19 protein-coding genes are annotated in these 25,459 nt (G+C 52.8%); 14 read left to right on the top strand and 5 right to left on the bottom strand.

Annotation, left to right across the window (positions count from 1 at the left end; genetic code table 11):
• Nucleotides 1-378 precede the first annotated feature (378 nt).
• The gene (locus NGM68_RS13755) at nt 379-1,275 is read left to right on the top strand and encodes a fibronectin type III domain-containing protein (RefSeq protein WP_252698809.1); all 897 of its coding nucleotides are present in this window, start codon (nt 379-381) and stop codon (nt 1,273-1,275) included.
• 130 nt (nt 1,276-1,405) lie between these two features.
• Here NGM68_RS13755 and glmS read toward each other — a convergent pair whose 3' ends face one another.
• The 3 genes from glmS to NGM68_RS13740 all read right to left on the bottom strand — a co-directional run bounded on the left by glmS (nt 1,406) and on the right by NGM68_RS13740 (nt 5,425).
• Nucleotides 1,406-3,199, bottom strand: coding sequence for a glutamine--fructose-6-phosphate transaminase (isomerizing) (gene glmS / locus NGM68_RS13750; RefSeq protein WP_252698808.1), 1,794 nt, complete (start codon nt 3,197-3,199; stop codon nt 1,406-1,408).
• On the bottom strand, nt 3,199-4,383 hold the full coding sequence (locus NGM68_RS13745) for a sugar phosphate nucleotidyltransferase (protein ID WP_252698807.1): 1,185 nt from the start codon (nt 4,381-4,383) through the stop codon (nt 3,199-3,201). Before NGM68_RS13745 ends, glmS begins: the two co-directional genes overlap by 1 nt.
• A gap of 229 nt (nt 4,384-4,612) precedes the next feature.
• The gene (locus NGM68_RS13740; RefSeq protein WP_252698806.1) at nt 4,613-5,425 is read right to left on the bottom strand and encodes an aldo/keto reductase; all 813 of its coding nucleotides are present in this window, start codon (nt 5,423-5,425) and stop codon (nt 4,613-4,615) included.
• A gap of 127 nt (nt 5,426-5,552) precedes the next feature.
• On the opposite strand from NGM68_RS13740, the gene NGM68_RS13735 reads away from it, so the two are divergent.
• The 10 genes from NGM68_RS13735 to NGM68_RS13690 all read left to right on the top strand — a co-directional run bounded on the left by NGM68_RS13735 (nt 5,553) and on the right by NGM68_RS13690 (nt 17,288).
• Entirely contained in the window at nt 5,553-6,161 is a 609-nt protein-coding gene (locus NGM68_RS13735; protein WP_252698805.1) for a metal-dependent hydrolase, read from the top strand.
• A 185-nt stretch (nt 6,162-6,346) separates the two neighbouring features.
• On the top strand, nt 6,347-6,898 hold the full coding sequence (locus tag NGM68_RS13730) for an acyltransferase (protein ID WP_252698804.1): 552 nt from the start codon (nt 6,347-6,349) through the stop codon (nt 6,896-6,898).
• Complete coding sequence (locus tag NGM68_RS13725) at nt 6,895-7,977, top strand: DegT/DnrJ/EryC1/StrS family aminotransferase (RefSeq protein ID WP_252698803.1); 1,083 nt, start codon at nt 6,895-6,897, stop codon at nt 7,975-7,977. The genes NGM68_RS13730 and NGM68_RS13725 overlap by 4 nt, the downstream gene beginning before the upstream one ends.
• A complete protein-coding gene (locus tag NGM68_RS13720) occupies nt 7,967-8,977 on the top strand; it encodes a Gfo/Idh/MocA family protein (RefSeq protein WP_252698802.1) in 1,011 nt (336 codons plus the stop codon). Before NGM68_RS13725 ends, NGM68_RS13720 begins: the two co-directional genes overlap by 11 nt.
• Complete coding sequence (locus NGM68_RS13715; RefSeq protein ID WP_252698801.1) at nt 8,970-10,373, top strand: nucleotide sugar dehydrogenase; 1,404 nt, start codon at nt 8,970-8,972, stop codon at nt 10,371-10,373. The genes NGM68_RS13720 and NGM68_RS13715 overlap by 8 nt, the downstream gene beginning before the upstream one ends.
• On the top strand, nt 10,366-11,397 hold the full coding sequence (locus tag NGM68_RS13710; RefSeq protein WP_252698800.1) for a glycosyltransferase family 2 protein: 1,032 nt from the start codon (nt 10,366-10,368) through the stop codon (nt 11,395-11,397). The genes NGM68_RS13715 and NGM68_RS13710 overlap by 8 nt, the downstream gene beginning before the upstream one ends.
• 33 nt (nt 11,398-11,430) lie before the next feature.
• The gene (locus NGM68_RS13705; RefSeq protein ID WP_252698799.1) at nt 11,431-12,645 is read left to right on the top strand and encodes a glycosyltransferase; all 1,215 of its coding nucleotides are present in this window, start codon (nt 11,431-11,433) and stop codon (nt 12,643-12,645) included.
• Between the two features lie 763 nt (nt 12,646-13,408).
• On the top strand, nt 13,409-14,458 hold the full coding sequence (locus NGM68_RS13700) for a DUF354 domain-containing protein (protein ID WP_252698798.1): 1,050 nt from the start codon (nt 13,409-13,411) through the stop codon (nt 14,456-14,458).
• Nucleotides 14,455-15,369 (top strand): polysaccharide deacetylase family protein, encoded by a 915-nt coding sequence (locus NGM68_RS13695; protein ID WP_252698797.1) that lies wholly within the window; start codon nt 14,455-14,457, stop codon nt 15,367-15,369. The genes NGM68_RS13700 and NGM68_RS13695 overlap by 4 nt, the downstream gene beginning before the upstream one ends.
• A gap of 134 nt (nt 15,370-15,503) precedes the next feature.
• A complete protein-coding gene (locus tag NGM68_RS13690) occupies nt 15,504-17,288 on the top strand; it encodes a hypothetical protein (protein ID WP_252698796.1) in 1,785 nt (594 codons plus the stop codon).
• A 12-nt stretch (nt 17,289-17,300) separates the two neighbouring features.
• On the opposite strand, the gene NGM68_RS13685 is transcribed toward NGM68_RS13690, so the two are convergent.
• Nucleotides 17,301-18,590, bottom strand: coding sequence for a glycosyltransferase family 4 protein (locus NGM68_RS13685; protein WP_252698795.1), 1,290 nt, complete (start codon nt 18,588-18,590; stop codon nt 17,301-17,303).
• Between the two features lie 275 nt (nt 18,591-18,865).
• On the opposite strand from NGM68_RS13685, the gene NGM68_RS13680 reads away from it, so the two are divergent.
• The 3 genes from NGM68_RS13680 to NGM68_RS13670 all read left to right on the top strand — a co-directional run bounded on the left by NGM68_RS13680 (nt 18,866) and on the right by NGM68_RS13670 (nt 22,583).
• On the top strand, nt 18,866-19,156 hold the full coding sequence (locus NGM68_RS13680; protein ID WP_252698794.1) for a hypothetical protein: 291 nt from the start codon (nt 18,866-18,868) through the stop codon (nt 19,154-19,156).
• A 107-nt stretch (nt 19,157-19,263) separates the two neighbouring features.
• On the top strand, nt 19,264-21,483 hold the full coding sequence (locus tag NGM68_RS13675; protein ID WP_252698793.1) for a LamG domain-containing protein: 2,220 nt from the start codon (nt 19,264-19,266) through the stop codon (nt 21,481-21,483).
• 164 nt (nt 21,484-21,647) lie between these two features.
• Nucleotides 21,648-22,583, top strand: coding sequence for an FkbM family methyltransferase (locus NGM68_RS13670; protein ID WP_252698792.1), 936 nt, complete (start codon nt 21,648-21,650; stop codon nt 22,581-22,583).
• Nucleotides 22,584-23,533: 950 nt separating this feature from the next.
• Here the strand turns inward: NGM68_RS13670 and NGM68_RS13665 are convergent.
• On the bottom strand, nt 23,534-25,345 hold the full coding sequence (locus tag NGM68_RS13665) for an ABC transporter ATP-binding protein (protein WP_252698791.1): 1,812 nt from the start codon (nt 25,343-25,345) through the stop codon (nt 23,534-23,536).
• Between the last annotated feature and the right edge of the window lie 114 nt (nt 25,346-25,459).

Raw genomic sequence — 25,459 nt, 5'->3', positions numbered from 1 at the left:
CCAGTTGTTCCTCTAATCGTCCTGTTCGTGGTCACTTCTCCGCCAGCAGGATCGACAGTCGTGAGAGCGTCACCTTCCGTCGAGAACGGGTGGGTCACGTACGTCTTCATGCTCGAGGAAGACTCGAGGATTGTGGTGAAGGAGGCAGCATCACCAGGTTTAGTGGGCTAATCACGAATTTAGAAACGATCAGTTGGTGAACCAGGACACAAGTGACAGCCGAGTGGGAACACTGTGGGCGTTCGCGACGAGTACGTACGGCTTCGTATCAACGACGACAATTATTCAGGCGCAATGTAATTCGCGAACTGATGAATGACTTCAAAACCGAACCAGTGTACCCGACCTGCTTTAATCGACTATTACCGTGCGTAAGACGTGATTGAGAAACCCCCAGCGTCGGAACAGACCACGTCAGAGCAGGATCCCGAAACTGATTATTCCACGTCCGAGGGGCGTTCGGATACGTCGTTCATCGGTCGCCGATCGGCACTCAAATTGCTCGGCGTCGCGGCAGTTCCGCTGGCAGCCCAGACTGGCGCGGCTGAACAAACAGATGGCTACGGTGCGGGCGGATATGGATCGAATGGCTACGGTGGTGAGTCCAGTAAGCAAGATGAATCCGCTGACGACGAGGAGGAAACGGCTGACGACGATGAATCGGATGAGCAAGACGAATCGACCCTCACCGTTCAAACGAGGGTGGCAACCGACGTCACCAGTTCGTCAGCGACGCTCAACGGCGAACTCGTCGACGACGGTGGACTCGATACCGTCGATGTCTACTTCACGTGGCAGGAAGCCGGAACGGGATCGTGGCACTGGGCGGGGTTCCAGCGCCTCAGTTCGTCGGGTTCGTTCAGCGTAGAGATAGACGGCCTTGCGAGCGGAACTGACTACGAGTTCCGTGCAATCACCGGAAGTGGTGGTGGCACGCAATCAGGATCGATCCTCGAGTTCCAAACGGACGAGCAGGACGAATCGACCCCCACCGTTCAAACGAGAGCAGCAACTAATGTCACCGGTTCGTCAGCGACGCTCAACGGCGAGATTATCGACGACGGCGGACTCGATACCGTCGATGTCTACTTCACGTGGCAGGAAGCCGGAACGGGATCGTGGCACTGGGCGGGGTTCCAGCGGCTCAATTCGTCGGATTCGTTCTGCGTAGAGATAGACGGTCTTTCGAGTGACACGGCATACGAATTCCGAGCGATTGCCGGTGGCGGTGGTGGTACCCTGTCTGGATCGATCCTCGAGTTCCAGACTGATTGATGGCCACTGACGATATCGTGTAGTACCGTTTCGTCATTTGATCTGGTTTCAGCAGTCGGACTCTCCTCCCAGTATTTTCGGTACCAGAGTTTCCGGTTCGGGGCTGATTCCAAGTGATCTTGATCGACCCTCACTCGACGGTCACGCTTTTTGCCAGATTCCGCGGCATATCGATCGATCGTCCGAGCTGATTGGCAATCGAGTACGCAACCAACTGGAGATGCACGTTCGCCAGGATCGGCATTAACCACTCGTGGGTCTTCGGTACCTCGAGCAGGAAGTCCGCGTACGGGTCGACCATCTCGGGGACATCAGTGATTGCAACGACGGGGGCACTGCGAGCCTCGACTTCTTTGACGTTCCCGATCGTCTTCCGGGCCATACCATTGTCAGAGACCAGCGCGAACACCGGTGTCCGCTCCGTCACGAGGGCGAGCGGGCCGTGTTTGAGCTCTCCTGCGGCGAACCCTTCGGCGTGTTTGTACGTGATCTCCTTCATCTTCAACGCACCCTCGTATGCGACGGGTTCGGTGTACCCACGACCGATTACGAAGTAGGCGTCGGCGTCCCGGTACGCTTCTGCGACCGCATCGGCTCGAGATCGATCAAGAATTGATTGCATCTGATCGGGAAGTTTCCGGAACGCCCTGAGGAGATTGGGGTCGTCGTAGCCGGTGAGCGCACTCGAGAGCAACACCAGTGCCGTCTGCTGGCTCGCAAACGTCTTCGTAGCTGCCACCCCAATCTCGGGCCCGGCCCTTATAAACAGCGTGTGATCGCACGCTCGAGCGGCCGAACTACCGACGACGTTCGTCACCGCGATGGTCTCGACACCGGCCCGGTTTGCGCCCCGAAGCGCGCTCAGCGTATCTGCAGTCTCGCCACTCTGGGTCACCCCGACGACCATCGTATCATCGTCGACCGGGATTACCCCGGGATCGTACTCGCTGGCCAGAAACGCCTGGGCCCAGATCCCGCGTTCTCGAAACAGGCGAGCGCCGTACAGCGCTGCGTAGTAGGAGGTTCCACAGGCGACGAAGTGAACCGCGCCTGGTTCGGACACGTCGGACAACGAATCGATCGACACCGATTCCTCTAATTCCTGTACCCGACCTCTGAGACACTTGCGGATCGCCGTCGGTTGCTCGTGGATCTCCTTGAGCATGTAGTGGTCGTAGCCGCTTTTCCCGGCATCCTCCGGATCCCACTCAATCGTGTCGGTCGTCGTTTCGACGGCGTTCCCCTGGCTATCCGTGACTTCCATGCCCGACGGATCGAGTTGGACGAACTCTCCGTCCTCGAGATACACGACGGTGTCCGTGTACTCGATGAACGCCGGCACGTCGCTGGCGAGATAGCATCCGTCCTCACCGAGACCCACGACGAGCGGTGATTCCTGACGCGTAGCATACAGCGTGTGGTCGCCCTCGAAGACGGCTGCCAACGCGTAACTCCCTTCGAGTTGGTCGACCGCGCGCCGAAACGCTTCCGTGTGACTTGCACCGTTTCCGAGTTCGTGTTCGATCAGGTGGGGAACCACCTCGGTATCGGTATCGCTGTCGAACGTATGGCCCGCAGCCGCGAGATCGTCGCGCAGCGACTGAAAGTTCTCGATGATCCCGTTGTGAACGACGGCCACGGTGTCCTGGCAATCAGTGTGCGGGTGGGCGTTCCTGTCCGAGGGCTCGCCGTGTGTACTCCATCGCGTGTGGCCAATACCAACCGTTCCCGGGACGGTTCTCGCTGGAAGCGTCTCCTCGAGGGCGGACAGGTGCCCTTCTCGTTTGAATACTTCTATCGTTGAGTTGGCGATTGCAACCCCGGAAGAGTCATATCCCCGGTACTCGAGGCCCGAGAGGCCGTTCATCAGAACCTCGAGGCTGTCATCCTCTCGCTTCCCGGCATAACCGATTATCCCGCACATCAGTATTGTACCTCCGTTCCTTCCGCAATCGTTCCGCGAACGACTGAACCAGTATAGATGACGGACTCAGGCCCAACGATCGATCCAGAGAGATAGTGAACACCACCGCGATCACAGACGCGATCCGCGAGGAGTGCTCCGAGCGGTTCGTCCTCAAAGACTCGGTTCCCGACTCGAACGTCTCCAGGCCCACCAGGAATGGATGACCCAGCACCGATTTGTACACCGACGCCAGTGACACAATCGATTACGGTCGCGTTGGCGTTCACTCTGGTATCCGAATCGAGAACGCTTCGCTTTACGACCGCGTTCGATTCGATGATCGTGTTCTCCCCTATACAGGCGTACGGCCCGACGACTGCGCCAGGGCCAATCTCACAATCGCCGTCGACAATTACCGGCTCTCGCAACACAGCCGTCTCGTGAATATTCGGTTCGGTACTCGCATCGATAGCGTGCCCGCCGTCGACGAGTCCTCCGTCGAAGAGTTCGAACGAGACCTCGAGGAGATCCCACGGATACGTCGCGTCGACCCAGAACCCGTCGGAAACGACGCCTCGAATTTCGTGCCCGGCGCCGGACAGTTCCATGATCGCGTCGATCAGCAACCGTTCTCCAATTCGTGGCGCGCCGTTGTACAACATGTCGAACACGTCCGGTTCAAACGCGTACACGCCCGCGTTCAACAGATACTCACGATCGTCTTGTGGGTCTTCGACGATATCGCTGACGACACCATCCTCGAGGATCACACCACCGTACTCGTCGATCGACGATTTTCGCAAGAGCCCGAGCGTCGCGGTCGCCGATGCGTCGTGTGCCGAAATGACGTCATGGAGCAACGTCTCGTCGGCAATCTGATCACCGTTCAATACGAGAACCGTTCCATCTACTTCCGATTCGGCGACAGCGAGTGCGTGTCCCGTCCCGAGTTGCTTTTCCTGTGTGACGTAGGTCAACGACGCCTCTCCGTACGTGGATCCGAAGTACGATTGGACGCGGTTACGTCTGTATCCAACGACGACGACGATGTCGGTGATCCCGACGCCGATCAACTGATCGAACACGCGCTCCAGGATTGGCTTGGTCGCGACCGGAAGCATCGGCTTCGGTCGATATTTCGTCAGTGGGCGAAGCCGTCTCCCTTCACCCGCTGCGAGAACGATTGCTGTAGGCGGCTGCATGGCTCCAATACTCACCCACGACCGCTTTTGAACCCGCGTACCGTCTCTTCGGTTAACTATGCTCTACTGAGTCGATCGTTTACATCGGGTCGTATTAACCCCGACAAAACGGTTGAGTTCCGCCTGAACGCATCCACAGGCGAATTAGCCACTCCCATTCCGGTTAGTATTCCGAGGCTGTTCGCTCCAATGGCACCATCGTGGAATGGAGTAGCCTGTCCCTATACAGCTATAGTCCAAGCGTGTTCCGCACCTGATAGAGCAAACCCCCACGATGGGCGAAAATCCGATCCATTTCCTCAGGGGTCAGTTCGAAATCGAACACCTGGATGTTGGACTGTAGATGCTCGATACCCGAGGCTTTCGGAATAGCTATCACATCCTCCTGCTGGGTGAGCCATCGTAACGCGACCTGTGTCGGCGATTTCCCATACCGATCCCCAATTGTGCGGAGAGTACCGTCGGAGGCTACCCGCCCTTCGGCAAGCGGGCTGTAGGCTGTCAGCATCACACCGTGTTCACGACAGAATGTGAGGAGGTCGTCCCGATCAACGTACGGGTGGTACTTCACCTGATTCGTGACGATCGGCGTTTCGGAAGCCGCTATCGCCTCCTCGAGCTGAGACTGTGAAAAGTTGCTCACGCCGATGTGGCGAACTCGACCGTCCGCTTGCAACTGATTCATCGCACCCAGCGTTTCTTCGACGGGGACGTCGTCGGTCGGCCAGTGGATTAACAGGAGATCCAGGTACTCGAAACCGAGTGCCTCGAGTGACGCTGCCACCGAGCGGTGAACCGCATCGTGTTCCAGATTCGTCTTCCACACTTTCGTCGTCACGAAGAGGTCGTCTCTCGGGATCGGCGTTGTGGCGATTGCGTCACCGATTTCGGACTGATTGTCGTACATCTCTGCGGTATCGATATGGCGATAGCCTATCTCGAGGGCGGTCTGAACCGTCTCGAAGCACTCGTCTCCGTCGAGTCGGTATGTGCCAAGCCCGATAGCGGGTACTGCTTCGTCACGAACGGTGACGTACTCCATACTGGCTGTACGAGAACCATCCAAATCAAGCAGGGGCCCTGGCAACCCAGGGTGAACGTCAGGATCTCGTATAGATTGGTACGGGCTATTTGAGCGCGACAGTCGTCACGATGAGTACCTCACTCACATGATGCCCTGGGAGCATGCTGTGGTCGGATACATCGGGTATTCAGTATTTACTCACGTAGTCTATCGGGAGTCTCCGACTACTGGCGAGGCTGTCGTCGTCGTGTTTGCCTCCGTGTTACCGGATCTGATCGACAAGCCACTTGCGTGGGAGTACGGAATCTTCCCCAGTGGGTATGCGCTGGGTCACTCGATATTCTTCGCCGTTCCGTTGACCAGCGCTGTTAGCTGGTATGCACGGCGACGCGACCGAACGCGCGTCGGATGGGCGTTCGGAATCGGGTATCTGTTGCATCTCCCCGCGGATATTCTCCCGATATACATCCGGGATGGTCGGTTCCCCATCAATCGAGTATTATGGCCAGTGCGTCCGGTTGAGGGCGGCAGTGGACAGGGGTTTACAGGTGGGTTCATCACTGCAAACGAAGAATACCTCCAGGCACTGATCGAGCTGGATCAATCGCTGTACATGCAGGGTGTCGTCGGGTTGTTTATCGCCGGATTTCTCCTGTGGATCTACGATGGAATGCCGATCGGTCGAGAGCTCTACCGTGGACTCCGTCAACTCGGGTCTGTGATCGAGAAATCGATCGAGCGTATGTTTTCGTAGGCCGGTTCCAGAATCAGTGCTCGGCGTGTCGTGGATATGGTAGAAAGACGTCAGCGGGGTCGGGTAGTAAAGCACTATTGTCCCTGAGCGTGGCGTCCGACGAGCTAACCGTTGCCGATTAACCAACGAAAGGTGCTGTAACTATGGTTTTCGCTTATACCGGGATGTATCTTTCATGCCAAAAGATGAGCGCGGGGGTAACACTTGGATATAGCTACGATGATGGGGCACAGCCACCAGTAGTTGGTGATAATGCAACGATTAGACAGGGGACAATCATTTACGACGACGTCACCATCGGCGACCGATTCACCACGGGACACTTCGCACTCGTACGCGAACACACGGAGATCGGCGACGACGTACTGATCGGGACGAACAGCGTCGTCGATGGGCACACGACCATCGGCTCGAACGTTAGCCTGCAAACCGGAACGTACGTCCCCTCGAGAACCACCATCGGGAATAACGTTTTTATCGGCCCCCACGCGGTCATGACGAACGATCCAGTCCCGCTTCGACAGGAGGTCGACCTCGAAGGCCCACGGCTGAACGATCACGTCTCGGTCGGGGCAAACGCGACCGTCCTCCCCGGCGTGTCAATCGGCGAGCAGTCATTTGTCGCTGCTGGGGCCGTCGTTACCGAGGATGTCCCAGAGCAAACGCTCGCAGTTGGCGTTCCGGCGAGACACGAACCACTTCCCGTCGCGCTCGATGGAGGGAACCGATTTGAATGATACCTATTGCTAAACCACAACTGGACGAGACGGAACTCGATCGCGTCTCGACCGTTATCGAAAGCGGAATGCTTGCAGATGGGCCGGAGGTTCGCGAATTCGAACGCGAGTTCGCCCACTACTGTGAGACCGACTATGCTGTTGCAACCTCGAACGGGACGACCGCCCTTCACGCAACGATCGAAGCACTCGATCTCGGGGACGGTGATCGCGTTCTCACCACGCCGTTTTCGTTCGTGGCGACGGCAAACGCGGTCAGGCTCGCCGGAGCCGACCCCGTGTTTGCCGATATCGATCCGATCACCTACAATCTGGATCCGGAGGCGACACGACGGCGAGTAGCAGACGATCCAATCGACGCGATTCTCGTCGTTCACCTGTATGGGTTGCCCGCGGAGATGGACGCGTTTCTCGACCTCGCATCGGAACTCGACGTCCCGCTCATCGAGGACGCTGCGCAAGCCCACGGGGCAAGCTACAGGGGGAAACCCGTCGGCTCGTTCGGAGATGCCGCCTGTTTCTCGTTCTACCCAACGAAGAACATGACCACGGGAGAAGGTGGAATGGTGGTGACCGATCGAGACGACGTCGCCACTGGAGTTCGACAGTTCATCAATCACGGCCGTGCCGAAGGGGCGAGTACGTACGCACACGACGCAGTCGGGCACAACTTCCGAATGACGAGCCTCGCGGCGGCTATCGGTCGCTCGCAACTCGAGCGACTCCCGGACTTCGTCGACCGTCGCCGGGAAAACGCCGCTCAGTTGACGGCATCGATTGACGACAGCGAACTCGAGGTGCCGGTCGAACCAGACCACGTTCGTCACGCCTATCACCAGTACACCGTTCGCACTCGAGACCGAGACGCGTTCCAGGATCAACTTGCAGAACAGGGGATCGACTCAGCGGTGTACTATCCAGCGTGTATCCCGAACCAACCGGCGTACGACGGTGTCGATGCGACCGTTCCCGTCGCCGACCGAGCAGCCAGTGAAGTACTCTCCCTTCCCGTTCACCCTGGCGTTTCTGCGGCTGATATCGACCACATCACGGAGGTGACGACCAACTATGCAAGATGATACGAGAACCGACGAAAACGCTGCTCAGTACCCCGTTGACGTCGGCGTCGTCGGTGTCGGCACGATGGGGGAACACCACGCACGCGTGTACGACAACCTGCCGACGGCCAACCTCGTGGGCGTCTACGACGTCGACGTCGAGCATGCACGAGAGGTCGCGGACAGATACGATGTGGCCGCCACCGATCTCAGATCGTTGCTCGAGCAGGTCGATGCGGTCTCCGTAGCCGTCCCCACGCCGTTCCACTACAACACGGTGACGACCTGTCTCGACGCCAACGTGGCAGTCCTCGTCGAGAAGCCAGTCGTTGACAACCTCGAGGATGGAAAACGGCTCAAATCGGCGGTACGCAGGTCGGGCGTGCCGGTGCAGGTTGGGCACATCGAACGGTTCAATCCCGCTGTGCAAGCACTCTCAGAGATTGTCCCGGATCTTTCCATTATCGGCGTGAAAGCCGAACGGCTCGGCCCCCCACCCAAACGGGAGATTGCTGATAACGCCGTCCTCGATCTGATGATCCACGACATCGACGTCGTCTGCTCGTTACTCGGGGAGTCACCAACTACTGTCGGAAGCGCCGGTGTCGCGGACAACAAGCACGCGAGCGCGCTCTTGAAATTCGACTCCGGAGCGATCGCCTCGTTGACGGCAAGTCGGTTGACCCAGCGAAAAGTTCGACGACTTCAGATCACCGCAGAAAGCTGTCTCATCGAACTCGATTACCTCGATCAATCGATTCAGATCCACCGTCAGTCGGTGCCGGAGTACGTGCATCAAAACGGCGACGTTCGGTACACACACGAGAGCATCGTCGAACACCCACGAGTCCCCAACGAAGAGCCACTCCGGAACGAACTCGAATCGTTCCTCGAGACGGTCGCGACGGGAACCACTCCAGACGTGACGCTCGATGACGGACTGACAGCGCTGAAGATCGCTACCCAGATCGACAGGCAAGGACGATATCAGACGCAGTCGTTGGAGGTGTACCATGACTGAATCCGGCTCCGCACAGGTTGCCGGCGGGGTTTACGACACCGCTCTGTCGGACGCGGAAGTGCAAGCCGCCTTCGTGAACGGCGACATTCCCGTCTCGGTCTATGGGCTCGGAAAGATGGGACTGCCCCTCGCGGCCATCTTTGCTGACGTGACCGGCAACGTCCTCGGTGCCGACATCGACGATGGCGTCGTCGACGCCGTCAACGATGGCACGTGCCACGTGAAGCGAGAACCAGGTCTTGCCAGTCTCGTCGATGAAACCGTCTCCGAGGGCGCGTTGGCTGCGACGACTGACCCTCGAGACGCGGCAACCGCAGGCGAGGTTCACGTTATTATCGTTCCGACGCCGATCACCGATCGCAACGAGCCCGACCTGGCGATCCTCGATGCGGTCGTCGACGACATCGGTCGTGGCCTCGAACCGGGCGATTTCGTCGTCGTGGAGTGTACGGTTCCGCCCCGGACGACGATCGATCGCGTCCTCCCAAAACTCGAGGCGACGTCGGGGCTATCACCCGAGGAATTCGGCGTCGCGTTCTGTCCGGAACGAACCTCGAGCGGTCGAGCGCTCGAAGACATCCGCGGTGCGTATCCCAAAGTCGTCGGCGGAGTAGACGAGGAAAGCACCCGTCTCGCCGCTGCTATTTACGGGGAGATCAACGACCGAGGAGTTATTCCCGTCGCTGACGCGACGACGGCCGAGGCGGTGAAAGTCTTCGAAGGAGTTTACCGCGACGTGAACATCGCGCTGGCCAACGAGCTGGCGACGTTCACCGACGAACTCGACATCGACGTCCGAGAGGCGATCGACGTCGCCAATACCCAGCCGTACTGTGACATTCACGACCCCGGCCCAGGTGTTGGTGGCCACTGTATCCCGTTCTATCCGTACTTCTTGATCGATCCGTTCGAGACGGACGCACCGCTTCTGGAGACGGCTCGAGCCGTGAACGACTCGATGCCAGGCTACACCGTCGAGAAACTTCGCGACGGACTCGCTGCGACGGGGACGGAGCTATCAGACGCATCGGTACTGGTTCTTGGGTTGACCTATCGACCCGGCGTCGAGGAGATCCGTGCCTCCCCCTCGCTCGCCATCGCCGAGCGGTTGACTGCCGAGGGAGCCTCCGTGTACGGCGTCGATCCAATGCTCGAGTCGTTTGAGGCGTTCGATCTCGAACCGCTCGCGCTCGAGGAGGTGTACGAGCGGTCGTTCGACGGAGTTGTCCTCGTCACGCCCCACGAGGAGTTCGAGGAGATCCGATGGGAGGACGTCGACGCTCGAGATGCCGAGAGTGGTCTCTGCATCATCGATGGTCGAGACGCGCTCGAGCAGCAGACGCTCGAGTACAGTAACCACCGAGTATACACGATTGGGGGTGAAGCAGGTGTATAGAGATCACACCATCGGCGTCGTCGTCCCCGCCTACAACGAGGAAGGATTTGTTGGGGACGTTATCAGGACGATGCCGGAGTACGTCGACCGCGTCTACGTCATCGACGACGCTTCGACTGATGGAACCTGGAACGAGATTCAGCACTTTGCACGACAGGCTAACAGCACTCGACAGATGATACGCTCACAGGAATTTGCCGCCACGTCCACGGATGGAGGTGTCGCGTTCGATCAACGGGTCGTCCCCATCCAGCACGAGACGAACCGAGGCGTTGGCGGCGCGATCAAGACGGGGTACACTCGAGCGCTTGCTGACGACATAGACATCACAGCAGTGATGGGCGGCGACGGGCAGATGGATCCGGAGCTCCTCCCACGGTTTCTCGATCCGATCGTGGAGGGTGAGGCAGATTACGCGAAGGGGAATCGACTGCTCTACAGGGAGTACCGTCGTGGGATGTCTCCCTGGCGATTTTTCGGAAATTCGATCCTCACGTTCCTCACCAAAATCGCCTCCGGCTACTGGAAGATGATGGATCCACAGAACGGCTATACGGCGATTTCGAATCACGCCCTCGAGAACGTCGGCATCGATGGCCTGTACGAGTACTACGGCTACTGCAACGATCTGCTCGTGAAGTTGAACGCCAAAGGGATGCGCGTGGCAGATGTCGCAATGCCCGCCAACTACGGAGACGAGGAGTCGAATATCGAGTACCCAACCTATATTCGGAAGGTCTCGGGGATGTTACTGCGAAACTTCCTGTGGCGGCTGAAAACCAGGTATCTGGTTCTGGATTTCCATCCGCTCGCCCTGTTTTACCTGTTCGGAGCGGTTGCGGCGTCGCTTGGGACGCTCGGGGTGGGATGGTCGTTATATTCGTGGAAACGGCTCGAGAACCCGTTGTTCGTGCGGATTGCGCTCAGCGGGCTGTTGTTCACGACTGGGAGTATGTTCCTGATGTTCGCGATGTTGTTCGATATGCAGGCGAACGAGAATCGAGAGGTGCAGTTCCATGAGTAATGTCGGTTTGATTGCGAAACAGGTTATAGAAGCATGCAAGGCATAAGTAAACCCCACGTCAAGTCAAAAAACCAATCAAGAACCACAGTGGAATCAAATTTACTGGTTATTGCCCATCACTACAATAACTTCACCAAAGGGCAGGTAGATGCTTTGGCCGAACGTTTTGACAATGTCACTGTGACAGTACGATACAACCGTTTAACAGATCTTAATTGGATTGTAGATGATAGGATTGTTAAAAAATATGGCCGTGACTCAAAAATCGATGAAGACCGGCCTGAGAACGTGGAGGTCGTTCCTGTACCATTAACATATGCACCCTTATCACCTTGGTACCGACTACTCGGCCGCCACCATTACTATGGCCTCAAACGACAATTAAATGGTCATTTGCATAATTATGATCTGGTACATGCCCACTTCAGTTGGACTTCAGGTTACGTCGCTGCGCGAATTCAAAAGGAGTATGACATCCCATCTGTCGTTACGGTTCATGAAAATGAAGGTAGACTGTCGCGAGAGATGAGTTCCGGTAATAGTGATCTCTATCAAGCATGGAGTTCTGCTAATGCGATCATTCGAGTGAATGAAAAAGACTGTCAACAACTCTCCCGTTTCAACGACGCGGTGTATTCAATTCCCAACGGTTTCGACCGAGACCGGTTGCCAACGATCGAAACCAATGTAGCAAGATCCAATTTGGGTATTGATCAAGATACGAATCTTATCTTCTCCCTCGGATATTTGATACCGCGGAAGCGATTCGATCTTCTCATCCAAGCGGTGTCACAGATCAATATCGACGGCAAACTCATGCTCGTCATCGGAGGACAGGGAGAGGAGTACGAAACCCTGAATCGACTCGCAAATAAGCACAGTTCCAACACTGTTGATATCAAAATCCCAGGATATCTGTCTGAAGAAGACCTGGTACAATGGATGAATGCCTGTGATATATTTGCATTGGCAAGTGAGGCCGAAGGGAACCCCACCGTAATGTTTGAGGCGTTGGGGTGTGGAAAACCGTATATCGGAACTAATTCGGGTGGAGTTGATGAGATCATCACTAGTGAAAAACATGGCCTATACTGCCAAATAAACGATAGGTATGCACTCAAAGAGATACTTGAACAGGGGCTCTCTCGAGATTGGAATCGTGAAGAAATTCTCAAGTATGCTGATCGGTTTGCCTGGAATAACATCGCAGACGAGATATATTCAGTGTATGAAGAGGTCTGGAGCTGAGGTATAGATTCTTGCTTTCGATAATTTGAGTGCTTTATAATACCTCAGAATCCAAATCATCAGATGCTGTCCGTATTGTCGATTGCAAATCGCACTAGCCAATGCGTTGAGCGGTGCCCACATAGCCAAATTGGGTTGGTCAATTGCTTCACAGGCGTCAGTGAACTCCCCATCCTATCACTCGGGCTGACGCACCCGCGCTTGAGTCTCCTGTTTTTACGACGTGCTTTGCAGATACGAACGTATCCACAGACAGTACAATCACCCCAGGTCGTTCAAAAGACTACGCCGTTCTTGATGATGAAGACCGAAGATTTCAAAACTCGTTGATTAGGTACACCCCACTCCCAACCGCCTCCTGACACGACGCGAAAGAATCTGAGACGGATCAAACAAGTAAGGAGTGACTTCGGGGGATCCCCTCCAGCTGTGCCACCCAAATGTCGTTCTTCAAGGGTTAGTAATTTCTTGATATTCAAAGATACCTTCCACGAAAAATTGTCTTTGTTTAACAGTCGGAAAGTAGCAGTTGAATAGCAGTAGATTTTGTTAGAGTTCCAATATTTACAGAGTAGAGTGATATTGACCCCCTGAAACAGTGTTTCTCATTTAACAAATTAAAGGGTCTACCGAACAGAACAATGGCTTTGGGTTTGCTCATTCAGATGATTAGGATGGTGGTGGGGAGGGGAAGACATGTGTGTCAAGGTGATGAGTTTACAAAGGCAAACGCTTTCCAAGTTGTGCCAATGGGGAATCCACTATGACAGGACTCGCGAGAGAGAAACGGATTGTCGTCACTATTCAACATCCCGCACACGTTCACGTTTTCAAACACCCGATTGCAATGCTCGAATCTCAGGGGTATGAAGTCCATGTATTTGCTCGCGAACGGCCGCTTATATCACACCTTCTGGACAATATCGATATTGACTATCAAATTATTGCAAGGCAAACCTCCTCTCTTCCCCAGCTCGCTGCGACTCAGTGTGCGTACGAATTTCGTCTGCTTAGAGAGATACGGGCCCTGCAACCAGTAGTGGCGATCGCTATCGGAGAGCCATCTGTTGCCCATGCGTCCTCACTACTTGATTGTCGGAGTATCGTCCTTACTGATACTGAACATGCAAAACTCCAAAATGGTATTACATTTCCGTTCGCCGATATTATTTGCACACCTAGTTCTTATTGGGATGAGCTTGGTGCAAAACAGGTGCGGTACCCCGGATTTCACGAGTTAGCCTACCTTCATCCTCATCGATTCATTCCTGACGAATCAGTTGCAGACTTGCTTCCAGACACTGGTGGACACCCACTTGTCCTTCTGCGACTTGTTTCGTGGGCGGCAGCCCACGACGTTGGACAGACCGGAATAGCACAGGTGGCCTCATTAATACACGAATTAGAAGCAATGGGTGCAACCGTCGTTATTTCTGCTGAGTCACCTCTCCCACCTTCGTTAGCGAACCATAGACTCGACATTCCTCCCCACGCGATACATGACTTCCTTCATCAGGCAGATCTCATTATCGGTGAAAGTGCAACAATGGCTATAGAGAGTGCAATTCTCGGGACTCCAGCGTTGTATATTTCATCGCTACATGCAGGGGTTCTTGAGGAACTTGAAGCGAGATATGGACTTCTTTATAGATTACCCGAAGGTGCAACACCCAAAGAGGTAGCTACGAGAGCTAAAGCAATAATTAACAAATCGCCTTCAGTATGGGAAAAACGGCGGAAGAAGCTCCTTGATGAGAAGATTGACACAGCTTCATTTATTGTCAACACAGTTAAAGGGGTGGCATCTTCATGAGTGGACTACTCGATGAGTATGAGTTCGCATTGTGCCTCACTCACGACGTAGACCGCCCATACAAGTCATTTCACGCACCGTACTATGCAATCACTGAACGGGATCTTACACACATTTGGTCGGCAGTGCGTGGCGAACAGCCGTACTGGCAATTTGACGAGCTTATGCGTCTTGAAGAAGACCTCGGTGTACGCTCTTCATTTTATTTTTTGAATGAAAAGAGACTATTACACGATAAGAAGCCGTTCGAGTGGATAAAACCAATAAATTGGGTTCTTTATACTGGCCGATACGCACTTTCTGACGAGAGAATCATCAACGTAATCCAAAAACTCGAGCGTGGAGGGTGGGAAGTTGGCCTACACGGCTCATATGACTCCTATGCTGAATTTGACAGACTTCAATACGAGAAAAAAACGCTAGAACAGTTGCTAGAAGGGAAGATCATAGGAGGACGACAGCACTATCTCAATTTAAACCAGCCGGAGACGTGGGAATACCACCGGAAAATCGGACTGAAATACGACTCAAGTATGGGGTCGAGCAGTGAGTACGGATTCAATGGTCAGTACGGCGTTCTTCGTCCCTTTGAGGACGAATTCGTCGTTTTTCCAGTGACCATCATGGAAAACGCACTTATGAACGCGACAGAATCATTTGATGAGGCCTGGGAAGAGTGTGAAGCGTTGCTCCAAGAAGCCCAGGAACAGGGCGCGATTATGACTGTCCTGTGGCATCTCAAGTTCATTAACAACCAGGAGTTCCCCGGATACAGAGAGATCTACGAACGGATCGTGAAAACCGCCCAATCGATGGGTGCTTGGGTCGGATCCTGTCGAGGATGCTATGAGCAACTCGACCTCGAGCGTGATTCAACCGACATCGTTCAAACCTGGAGAGACGTCCCATGAGTAGCGAAACTTCCATGCTCCGCTCACGGGAGCCTCCAAAACAGAATGGGAATGTGAATCGTGGCGCTACGGAGGCTGAGTTTCATCGCTGTTTTCGTCAAATTGACGAAAAAGATACACGGTAGAGAGCCAGTATGAACAACTATATTTATAAAGTTGCTTTGATCGGGAGTTTTCTTGCTTTGACTATTGGGACTCTCCACGTGAGATGGAATCCCGCCACGCAGTACGAGCTTTCGATATATAGTGCTACTCCGATTTGGTTCTGGATCTGTGCTACAATCGCGCTTACGTGTGGCACTGTAGTCGCCGTCTTCTCATCAAATCGGCTCAACCGATGGGTGGGATTTTTACTTGGACCGATTACGATGTTCGTCATCGTGGCCTTGCCGTCAATCCGGGGATACGAGTACTACGGCTCCGGTGACCCGATGACGTATCTAGGCATTGCGAAGGAAATGAGAGAAGGGCTGTTCATGCCGATGGATACGATGTATCCTGCAATTATGCTCCATTCACTACAGTTCGATTACCTTCTCGGCTACGGCCTTGAAAATTCATTCATGCTTCTACCAGCGTTTTACGCACTTGTTTTCTTTCTCTTTGTTCCGTTGACCCTGCGCCGTTTACATAATGCTTGGGTTCTTGTGATGATAGGGTCAATGAGTGCCTTAATGATTCTGCCAGTAAACCAGATAACACAGGCAGGCGTCTTCATGCGACCATATCCGACAACTGCAGCATTATTTTTCTTACCCCTATTTTTGTACATGTACGTCTATTTGATGGAGAGTCATCGTCCACGGGGTTTTCTGCTTGTTACGCTCTGTTTCCTTTCGTTGATGACGATTCACCCTCAACAAGCGGCGAATGTCTTGATTCTATTTGGGGGTGTGGTAATGTTTCACCTTGCGACCCATTATTTCCGGTCAACCCAACAAAACGTCGATTTCTCATTAGTGAGTTTGACAACGGCGTTTGCGATCGTTTTTTGGCTTTGGGTGGCCATGCGAAGTCGTTTCGAACGAAGTATTTCTGGCCTTCTTCTTTCGCTATTTGTTGATACCGGGACCACTGGCGACGTCGACAGGATCTCCGGTTCTCTGGTCGCTATCGGAGCAGATATCTCGGAACTGTTTCTCAGGTTATTTTTCGTCACCCTTATCTATTGTATAATAGTTGCCACTATAGTCACACTCCAACTCGCGAGAACGATTGAAATCCGGGTATCACCGCGCGAGAACCTCATCTACAACACCGTAGTAGTCTACTTAGGTATCGGTCTCCTCCCTATCGGGTTACTCTTTTTCTTCTATATGACGTTTTCAACTCAGTATTTTCGTCACCTTGGATTTATGATGGCTATCGCAACGTTCATTGGTAGTATTGGCTTGTACCATTTGTACACGCTCTCTCGCAATCGATTATCCGTGGGCCATGCGAAGACTGCGCTTGTGATTGTCCTTCTCGGGTTCTTGTTCTTGTCCATCCCTGTGGTACATCTCTCTCCGTTTATTTTTCAGGCGAATCCTCACGTGTCCCAGGGGCATATGCAGGGATTTGACCGAACCTTCACGCATGCTGATGATGACATGGAGTACACCCGCGTCCGAGTCTCACCAAGTCGATACAGCCAGGCAATATATGGACACTCAGCAAGGTTTTCGAGTAACTACTCCCCGGATCACTTTGCCAACCAAAACCTCCCTGGGGCATTGACCGATGATAAATATCTGCCTGTTCCCTCCATTGACAGGGATCGAGATGCTGGGTTATACAACGGTTTTAGATTCTCATATAATGATTTCGAATATATAGAAAGGGAGAGTGAAATAAATCGAGTGTATTCCAACCACGATTACGTCTTGTACTATGTTCATGCTGCAGATGAAAGCGATAACGCACCGAGATTGGATTAAGACGTGTCAGAATTAAGTCAGTATCTCGTACAGTTCTTCGTACCTATCAATCACATCTGTTGGCTGGTAAATCTTTGCGCGATTCACTGCCGCCGAAGACATCGCTGGCAACGCGTCCGCTGCAATTAAGCGGGTAATTTCATCGGCAAGCGATTCCGGCGTACCATCGGTCACGACTCCGGCATCCCCCACAATCTGTTTAAGGTCGCCGACATCACTGCCAACGATTGGCGTCCCCGATGCAAGCGCCTCTAAGAAGACCCGTGCAAACGGTTCATCCCATCTGCCGGGATACACAAAGAGATCGTGAGCGCCGTATAAGGATGGAACGTTGCTATATGGAACCCTCCCGAGAACCGCCACATGGCTAGTAAGGCCTCGCTTTTTGACTTCGGCCTCAAGTGATGATTGCCACGGTCCGTCACCAGCAATCGTGAGTGTGTACTCATTTGGCGACCGCGCGTGTAACCGTTCAAACATTGGGAGCAGTTTTCGGACGCCTTTCTTCTCGAGAAGTGATCCAACATAAAGTAACTGATACGGTGGGCTGGCGGAATCGGTCGGTTGATCGACTAAAAACCGCTCATCGAGGAGATTTGGAATGATGTGGAATTTCGATTCAGGGAAGCCAAAGTTGACGTACTTTTCTTTGAGGTGAGGTGACAATGTATGATATGCATCGATCTCATTTGCAACCTTTTCTGAACGGAGGACATGGCGAAGGGTGTTGAATCGACGGAGTGTTAAATATCCAAACGTCGGCGCGTACATCAACGGAGAACATGTCTCGTATAGTGGGGACGTAACGGCGGAGTGAGTGATACATTTTGTACACTTAGCGACGCCATTTCCCGAACATCGCGTTTCGTTCATGTGGAGGAGATCTTTTTTCGGACAGATGGCATCGTAGGCGTTGAGTCCAATCACGGTGGGAGTGGAGGTATACTTCGCAATATGGGCCATCCCTGGCACCGCTAATGGCGCGTACGCGTGGGCTACGTCAAATGTCTCGAATTGTCGAACCCGACGTTTCAGCTTCTTCTCTAATACTTGACCTCGTTGTAGTTTAGAAGTGTAATCGCTTCCAAGGTCGAGGACTTCGAGATCATATTCACGACTGTTTGACGAAGCATCTCCTGGATACAGCGCAAAGACTGTGATATCGTGGCCCCGATCTACGAGTTCTTGTACGATCTTTGTTGCACTGTTGTTCGAACCGACTCCCTCTGCGGTTGGTGATCCTGGATGAACAAATCCTATTTCCATAAGGAATACTAGCTTCGTTGTTCCCTTGTCCGCCACGTTCTGGTGGAGAACATGGTGTTAAATGATCGGAGTCTCCAATAAGCTGCCGTCACTATTCTATCACTTGAACCGATCAAGATAGACCACTTGGTCATGGATAGTCACGTTGGTATGTGGATATCATCCTAGTCATTTGTTTCATGTGTCAACAACTGCTTTCTTTCTTGCAGCGTGCTTACACTGATTGTTTGCCAGAACAATACCCACCCCATCTTATAACAAGAACGAATTAATAAACAGGGTCTTACCAATCAACACTGACTAACAGATAGATGTCTGACCGATATAACACTCCAAGTGCTGGTACCGAAAATTGGCATGAACCACTCAACGAAAACTTCAACCACATTGGCAGAGATATAGAAGGGATCAAAGAAGAACTCGAGAAGAAATCTGATTCGGATCACGACCACGCTGGTGAAACGATTGCACCAGCGAAACTCGACGGTGACGTAGTTGACCGCACCGAACCGATCAGCTCACTCTCCGGAGATATCTACGTCGTTGAAGACGGAAGCGACGACCCAACTCAACACGACGGCGATATTGTCTTTTATGTGTGAGGTGGGTCACGTACCCTTGCTAATAAAAGCCAATATTGCCCACTCTAACGTACACGAACCTGATAACCTCTGAATACGATTGCAGCTTTCAATCAAAATACAAACCAATGGCAAACTATAATCCTGCAGATCCACCCGGCAGTACGATAAACCTCGGTAATGTAGGGCTCTCTGAGGGAGACCGCATTGACCCGTACCTTGATGAGTACCTCACCGATGGCGTCCATATCATCGTCCCACAAGGTACCTATACCACTGCAAATTACAGATCGTGGAACTTGACTGGTATTTCGAGTGATACAATCCTTGAAGGTGACGGTCTCGTTACGATCCAACTTGAAGACCCACCTATTGATTTTGATCCACAGTGGGGGATCTCGAGTTCATCCTCGAATGTCACCTTTGAGTTTCGGAACTTCCGCTTTGAGGGCGGGGTTGCAGACAGTGGTACACTCACACCATATTCCGACAGTTCGAGCGGGACGCTTGTTTTTGATCGGATAGAGCGTCCTGATGGCGTCCACCCAACTCATTACGGATCCTCGAGCGCTTCAGGCTACTATGTCCACGGTCGACACACTGGTGAACTCTGGATCATCGATAACGTCGTCCAGAACTTTGCCGATAACGGTGCGTACTTTTCTAGTCCTGGTCGCACGTACGAGAGTTACGGGAATGGTGGATCCACCCACATCAGAGGTGGACTCTTTCGCAACAATGCCATCTCTCAAATCCGCCCTGGCGGTCCAAATGACTCCGTAATTGGCTGTACCATCGTACAAGATTCTGATAATCCATATGGATCGGGTCATCGCTCGCTCTGGGTGCGTGAACCAGGCGACAATATCCACATCGAAGACGTTGATATCGCTCTTTTTGACGAATATGGACGTCGACCACTGCAGATAACGCCTCGAGATGCCAGTATCGTCGCTAACGATGGCTACGTAGGGAACTGTCGACTCCACATTGATGAAAGTGGTACCACAGATTTAGCTGTCCGATTTAATGAAGATCGGACAAACAATTGGACAGGTGAAGGAATCCACATTACCGGGAACGGGACGAAAGAGAACGAACTCGGTGGGACGGAATGTTCGGGAGCAGGCTGTGACATAGCAACGAGTGAACGTCGCTGGTGGGGCGACCAATCAGATGACTCCACAAACTCTCCAAACTACGACGAAGATCCATATTTCGAGGATCCCGATAACGAAAGCGATTATGGCGATAATTTGACGATTCATTCAGACGATGAAATCCTCGAGTACGAGATAATCACGAACGACATTATCGTCCAGTCAGATTGGAGTCAAGCAACATATAACGAAACGGTCGGCATTCACTTTGATGGCAGCCACTGGCATGCCCGCGGAACCTTCGAAGGTGAGGACATTGATGGGTTCTTCTTCGATGGTGAGATCGTAGCAATACGGGCAGATCGCGAACCAGACGGCTTGTTCGTTTCAGGTGAGGAAATATCCATCGAGGATTATCCCGATGAACCGCCATCGTCGAATTCTGTCCCGCAGGTTCGATATGATGGTGAACTCCGTCACGTACAACGGATCGGCATCCGCTCTGACGGTGGACTTCAGGAGGTTAGCCGAGCAGAGGCACGTGTCGATGGTGAAGTACGTACCTTTTGGCCGGCTGATGGGACGAAGGGGTCGTCGTCACCGCTGGTCGAAGGCTTAGTTTCGCAGTACGATGCACAGTCATTAACTGGGACTGATGATGGGGAACGGGTCGGTTCCTGGACTGACAGCGCAGGTTCCTCGGATGCTGTCCAATTGTCCAGCGAAAACAGACCTGCCTACGACTCTTCAGGCTTGAATTCCAGCCCTGCGCTTCGCTTTGACGGGGACGAGTGGCTACAGACTGACGAGTTTGGCGACGATCTTACTCAGCCGTTCACCTACATTGTGGTAGCCCAAGCAGACGAGCCCGATGGTGGAAATTTCGCTTTCGGCGGGCGCGATTCTGAAGAGCGAGCGTTCCTCGACATGGATTATGACAACGCATTTACGATGTGGTCGGGCGCCTCTGGTGGTATCGGCCAATCAAACGATGACAATGCTCACGTGTTCACATGCGTGTTCAATGGCAGCGAGAGCGCGTTACACGTCGATGGGGCTGTTGTCGAAGGGGCTGCCGGCTCAAACGATCAGGTGGGATTGACGATCGGAGCCCGTCACGACGGAGGTAAACCGATGCGTGGCTGGATCAGCGAACTGCGTGTCTACGACCGAGAACTCGCACTCAGCGAACGAAACGCACTCGCATATCATCTCGGAGACAAGTGGGGTATTCCACTCGAGTATTGATCATTGCACAAGGTTTAGAACGAACGTGATTTATCTTTTTTAGTCCCATAAAAGCTTCAGGAGTTCGGCGGTAGGTGTTTACAGTAATCAGTTGACAGAGTGTGTGCGAAGAGGTTCATTTTCGGTTGAATAAGCCTTTATGCGATTGACGGTGAGGTTGCCGTATGGCGATCGGGAAGGTTCGTACAGCAAGTGAACTTGTTCGAAAGCGCCGGTTCAAGGGCCTCGTGGGATTGGTCACTGAGGAGCTGTTAGGTTCGAACCTCTATACATGGTACCTCTCGAATGTCCGCGCCGAGGATGGATTAATCGTCCAGGAGTTTTCTGACTTTGAGTTATTCCTTGACCCCCTTGACGACGGTCTGTCACACGAGCTGTTACACTGGGGTGAACGCGAAGCAGCAGCGACTGCCGCCTATCGAGCTGAACTTCGGATCCTCGGTGATCGAGTCACCGATCCAGTGATACTTGACATCGGCGCCAATAAAGGCTATTTTGCATTTCAAGGGGCGTCACTGCTTCCGAATGCCACGGTTCATGCCATCGAACCGGATCCCCAAAACGTGATGGCACTACGACGGGGAGTTATACGAAATCGTTTTGAGAACGTAGTTATTCACGAACAAGCAATCGGAAAGACGCAAGGCTATCAACGACTTCATTTATCCTCTCACGCCAACAGGCACACACTCTTAGAGCCGCCAGATGAGATGGCACACCTCTATAATGGACGTACGGTCGACGTGCCAGTACGTTCGCTTGATGGCTTCATCGACGGGATAAATCTAAATCCAAGCGACGTTAACGTCCTTCGGTTCGACCTTGAGGGATTCGAAGTGCCTGTAATGAAGGGGGCAACCAACGTACTTGATACCGCTAAAGATCTCATAATTTTTCTCGAGGTTCATCCTCACCGCGTGGGTACCAAACCGATCATAGAACTATTGAACGACCTTCGAGATCGTGAGTTCGAACTAGTTCTGGCGACGGACGTCTCAAATCCAATGATGACAACCTACACTGAACTATTTAACCACTGCGCGGATGAAACGCACCGGGGTTCGGCGGAAGTGATATTCAAACGCCAGGTGGAACAATGATCGTACTCACTGTGTTTGGGGAGGTTACCGATTCACACCCATATTCACCACTGCGAAAATTCTCACATCATTGTTCCCCTCAAAGAGGTACCAATTCCAATGGTCATCACCAACCAGATTGACGAAGTTATACTACAACGTTTGGTACGGGTATATGAACATGCAAAGGAGCAAGGAGTTATAGCTACTGCTGAGAAGGTGGGCTTTTTTATATGGTCTTGGGTGCTCACGAAGGGTATGCGGATTGAGACCCAACTGGTTGGCTCATCGTCGCTACCAACGATGATTCACGTCAACCCACGTGATGTACAATACGGTCTCGATATTCCTCGGAGTATATTGCAGACAGTCGGAAAAAACGCATTAATAGGTGTCTGTGGCGGGCCGTGGGACAAGTACCGATCGGATTTTACCGCAACACCAGTATATCGGTCACTCACTGCCCGGTTCAATCATAATGCTGATTGGAAGGAGACATCTCTCTATAGGCAAGCCGTCAACCAACTTGAACAAGGTCAGCAGGCTTGGAACGGTTGTCAGAGTATCAAAGATGTCGAACGTCGGTGTTGTGAGTTGGACGAATTATACGAGAATATGAGAAAGTCTGGATACGTTCCTCAACAGAAACTTCGTGAACGTTACCGAGACGAGGTCGCCGTCAGCGAACCCAAAACTAAACGGATTGGCGACCGGAGATTTCCAGACGAGCTTCGGATCGCAATTGGGCGAAATGGTGAGTTGATCCGATGTGGTGGTGGGCGTCACAGACTCTCGATAGCACAGATCCTGGGTGTTCCACAAATTCCTGTAATCGTGATGATTAGGCACAAAGACTGGCATAACCTCCGGTCAGATATCACTCGTTTCGATGATGTAAATCAGCTTACTGCGCGCCAGCGACGGCACCTCTCTCATCCAGACATCCGAGCGGTCGTTTCGGAAGACCTCTATCACGATGATTGCGTTGCATAGAGCGTCGCGTATTGTCCGTCCTCCTCGAGGAGTTGATTATGGTCGCCGGACTCGATTATCTGTCCATCATCCATAGTATAGATCTGATTAGCATTGACAACTGTGGATAGGCGATGGGCTATGACGAGCGTTGCATAATCGCGATCCATCTCATCGATCCCTTCATGTACTCGCTGTTCGATCGTCGAATCGAGGTCGCTCGTCGCCTCATCAAGAATTAACAGATCAGCGTCTTTCAACAGAGCTCGAGCAAGTGCGACGCGCTGGCGTTGACCACCTGACAATCTGACCCCATCGTCTCCGAGCTTCGTCTCATACCCTTTGGGCAGACCATCTAAAAATTCAGTCACCTGAGCAATCTCACTAACCCGTTCGATTTCTTCGTGTGATGCCTCGCGGTTTCCTAGCGTTATGTTTCTCCTAAGTGTATCGTTAAAAATATGCGGATCCTGTTGAACTATCGAGACTCGTGATCGCCAAGCCGAGAGCTCAAACTCCTGGATCGGGATCCCATTGGCCGTGATTCGTCCAGAGTCTGGATCGTACATTCTGGTAAGTAACGAGGCAATTGTCGACTTGCCCGCGCCTGATTGACCCACGAAAGCGACGAACTGATCGCAAGTTACGTCAAACGAAACGGAGTTGAGGACTTGTTCGCCAGTTTCCTCATAGCTGAACGTTACGTCTTCAAACCTGATCTCTTTAATCTGTTCGGAGAGTGATCTCGTTCCCTCGTCCGTTTCGGAACTGGCTTGCAATCGATCCACGAACTCCTGCGTTCGCACTAGATGTGGTAACTCCCCCTCGGTTTTGTAAGCATATCTGTTCAACTGGCTAATTTGCGGCCCGAGTTGAAACATCGCAAAGAGAAAAACACCCAGCGCACCGATCGACAGCGTCGTCCAGGTGAGTGCGAGGTAAATTAACACGAACACAGCCACTGCTGTTGCTAACTGGTAGTAACTACCGATCGCCGCCTCGTTTCGTAATAACCTAATCCGCGATTGAGTGAATTGATCGATACCTCGTGAGAATTGCGATTGGAGTTCACGAGTGATACCGAAAAGTTTGACCTCACGAATGCCCTGTGTTCCGGCTTGTGCGGCCTGTTGAACTCGTTCATTCGCATCGGCTACCCGATCACCGATAGAGTACCCTGCTTCAAGGACGTACCGAAAGAAAAACGTGACGAAGCCAAGGAAAGCCGCTGCAAAGATGGTTAACATGGGTGCCAGATAGAGCGCAATACTCACGTAGACAATCGATAGCAATACCGCTTCAAACGTTCGTATTGAATACCGGATAACTTTTCCAGCGTATTCTGCTTGAGTGACAATTGCATTAAGAATATCGTCTGATCCCTCTTGATCGAAGTACGAAATCTCCGCATCAAGTGCGTTATTGAAGGCTGTTGACTGCAGATGCCGTATATAATACGTTTCGATGGCCCCTTGTAACCACGACACTAAGAATGTCGAGGTGTATCGAACTGTCATAACAATAGTTACCCCAACAATCAGATATCCTAGGGTAAACGGAACGCCGATCGATTCATAGACAACGACAAACGCGTGTAATAGCCCTTCAGCCTCGTTTGGATCCGTCTCACCCTCTGCCAACTCAATGATCGGAAGGATGAAACTCAATCCAATTCCTTCGAGTAATGCGGTGAACGCGCTTAGCACAACAATACCAGCAGTATAGAGCGGGCGAAAGGTCGCAACACGATAGAGCGCTGTGAACTTTTCCCGCCATGACAGGTTTTGGGGTGCATCCAATCCGTTTGCCATCGAAGGCTTAGATGGCGAGCAGGGTTGTAGATGCTGTGGACAGTTCCAGCTAATATCGGTACAAATAACAGATTATCGGACGCTAACGGATCTACCGGACGAACCGTCCTGACC

It is taken from the genome of Natronosalvus vescus (assembly GCF_023973145.1).
Taxonomy (GTDB): domain Archaea; phylum Halobacteriota; class Halobacteria; order Halobacteriales; family Natrialbaceae; genus Natronosalvus; species Natronosalvus vescus.
Note: the sequence above shows the minus strand (reverse complement) of the source record. Positions and strands in the feature narration are given on the sequence as shown.

What these genes read in the sequence shown, in the direction of transcription:
- glmS (WP_252698808.1), bottom strand. Translation starts at nt 3,199, where the DNA reads ATGTGCGGGATAATCGGTTATGCCGGGAAGCGAGAGGATGACAGCCTC.
- NGM68_RS13745 (WP_252698807.1), bottom strand. Translation starts at nt 4,383, where the DNA reads ATGCAGCCGCCTACAGCAATCGTTCTCGCAGCGGGTGAAGGGAGACGG.
- NGM68_RS13740 (WP_252698806.1), bottom strand. Translation starts at nt 5,425, where the DNA reads ATGGAGTACGTCACCGTTCGTGACGAAGCAGTACCCGCTATCGGGCTT.
- NGM68_RS13735 (WP_252698805.1), top strand. Translation starts at nt 5,553, where the DNA reads ATGATGCCCTGGGAGCATGCTGTGGTCGGATACATCGGGTATTCAGTA.
- NGM68_RS13730 (WP_252698804.1), top strand. Translation starts at nt 6,347, where the DNA reads ATGAGCGCGGGGGTAACACTTGGATATAGCTACGATGATGGGGCACAG.
- NGM68_RS13725 (WP_252698803.1), top strand. Translation starts at nt 6,895, where the DNA reads ATGATACCTATTGCTAAACCACAACTGGACGAGACGGAACTCGATCGC.
- NGM68_RS13720 (WP_252698802.1), top strand. Translation starts at nt 7,967, where the DNA reads ATGCAAGATGATACGAGAACCGACGAAAACGCTGCTCAGTACCCCGTT.
- NGM68_RS13715 (WP_252698801.1), top strand. Translation starts at nt 8,970, where the DNA reads ATGACTGAATCCGGCTCCGCACAGGTTGCCGGCGGGGTTTACGACACC.
- NGM68_RS13705 (WP_252698799.1), top strand. Translation starts at nt 11,431, where the DNA reads ATGCAAGGCATAAGTAAACCCCACGTCAAGTCAAAAAACCAATCAAGA.
- NGM68_RS13700 (WP_252698798.1), top strand. Translation starts at nt 13,409, where the DNA reads ATGACAGGACTCGCGAGAGAGAAACGGATTGTCGTCACTATTCAACAT.
- NGM68_RS13695 (WP_252698797.1), top strand. Translation starts at nt 14,455, where the DNA reads ATGAGTGGACTACTCGATGAGTATGAGTTCGCATTGTGCCTCACTCAC.
- NGM68_RS13690 (WP_252698796.1), top strand. Translation starts at nt 15,504, where the DNA reads ATGAACAACTATATTTATAAAGTTGCTTTGATCGGGAGTTTTCTTGCT.
- NGM68_RS13680 (WP_252698794.1), top strand. Translation starts at nt 18,866, where the DNA reads ATGTCTGACCGATATAACACTCCAAGTGCTGGTACCGAAAATTGGCAT.
- NGM68_RS13675 (WP_252698793.1), top strand. Translation starts at nt 19,264, where the DNA reads ATGGCAAACTATAATCCTGCAGATCCACCCGGCAGTACGATAAACCTC.
- NGM68_RS13670 (WP_252698792.1), top strand. Translation starts at nt 21,648, where the DNA reads ATGGCGATCGGGAAGGTTCGTACAGCAAGTGAACTTGTTCGAAAGCGC.
- NGM68_RS13665 (WP_252698791.1), bottom strand. Translation starts at nt 25,345, where the DNA reads ATGGCAAACGGATTGGATGCACCCCAAAACCTGTCATGGCGGGAAAAG.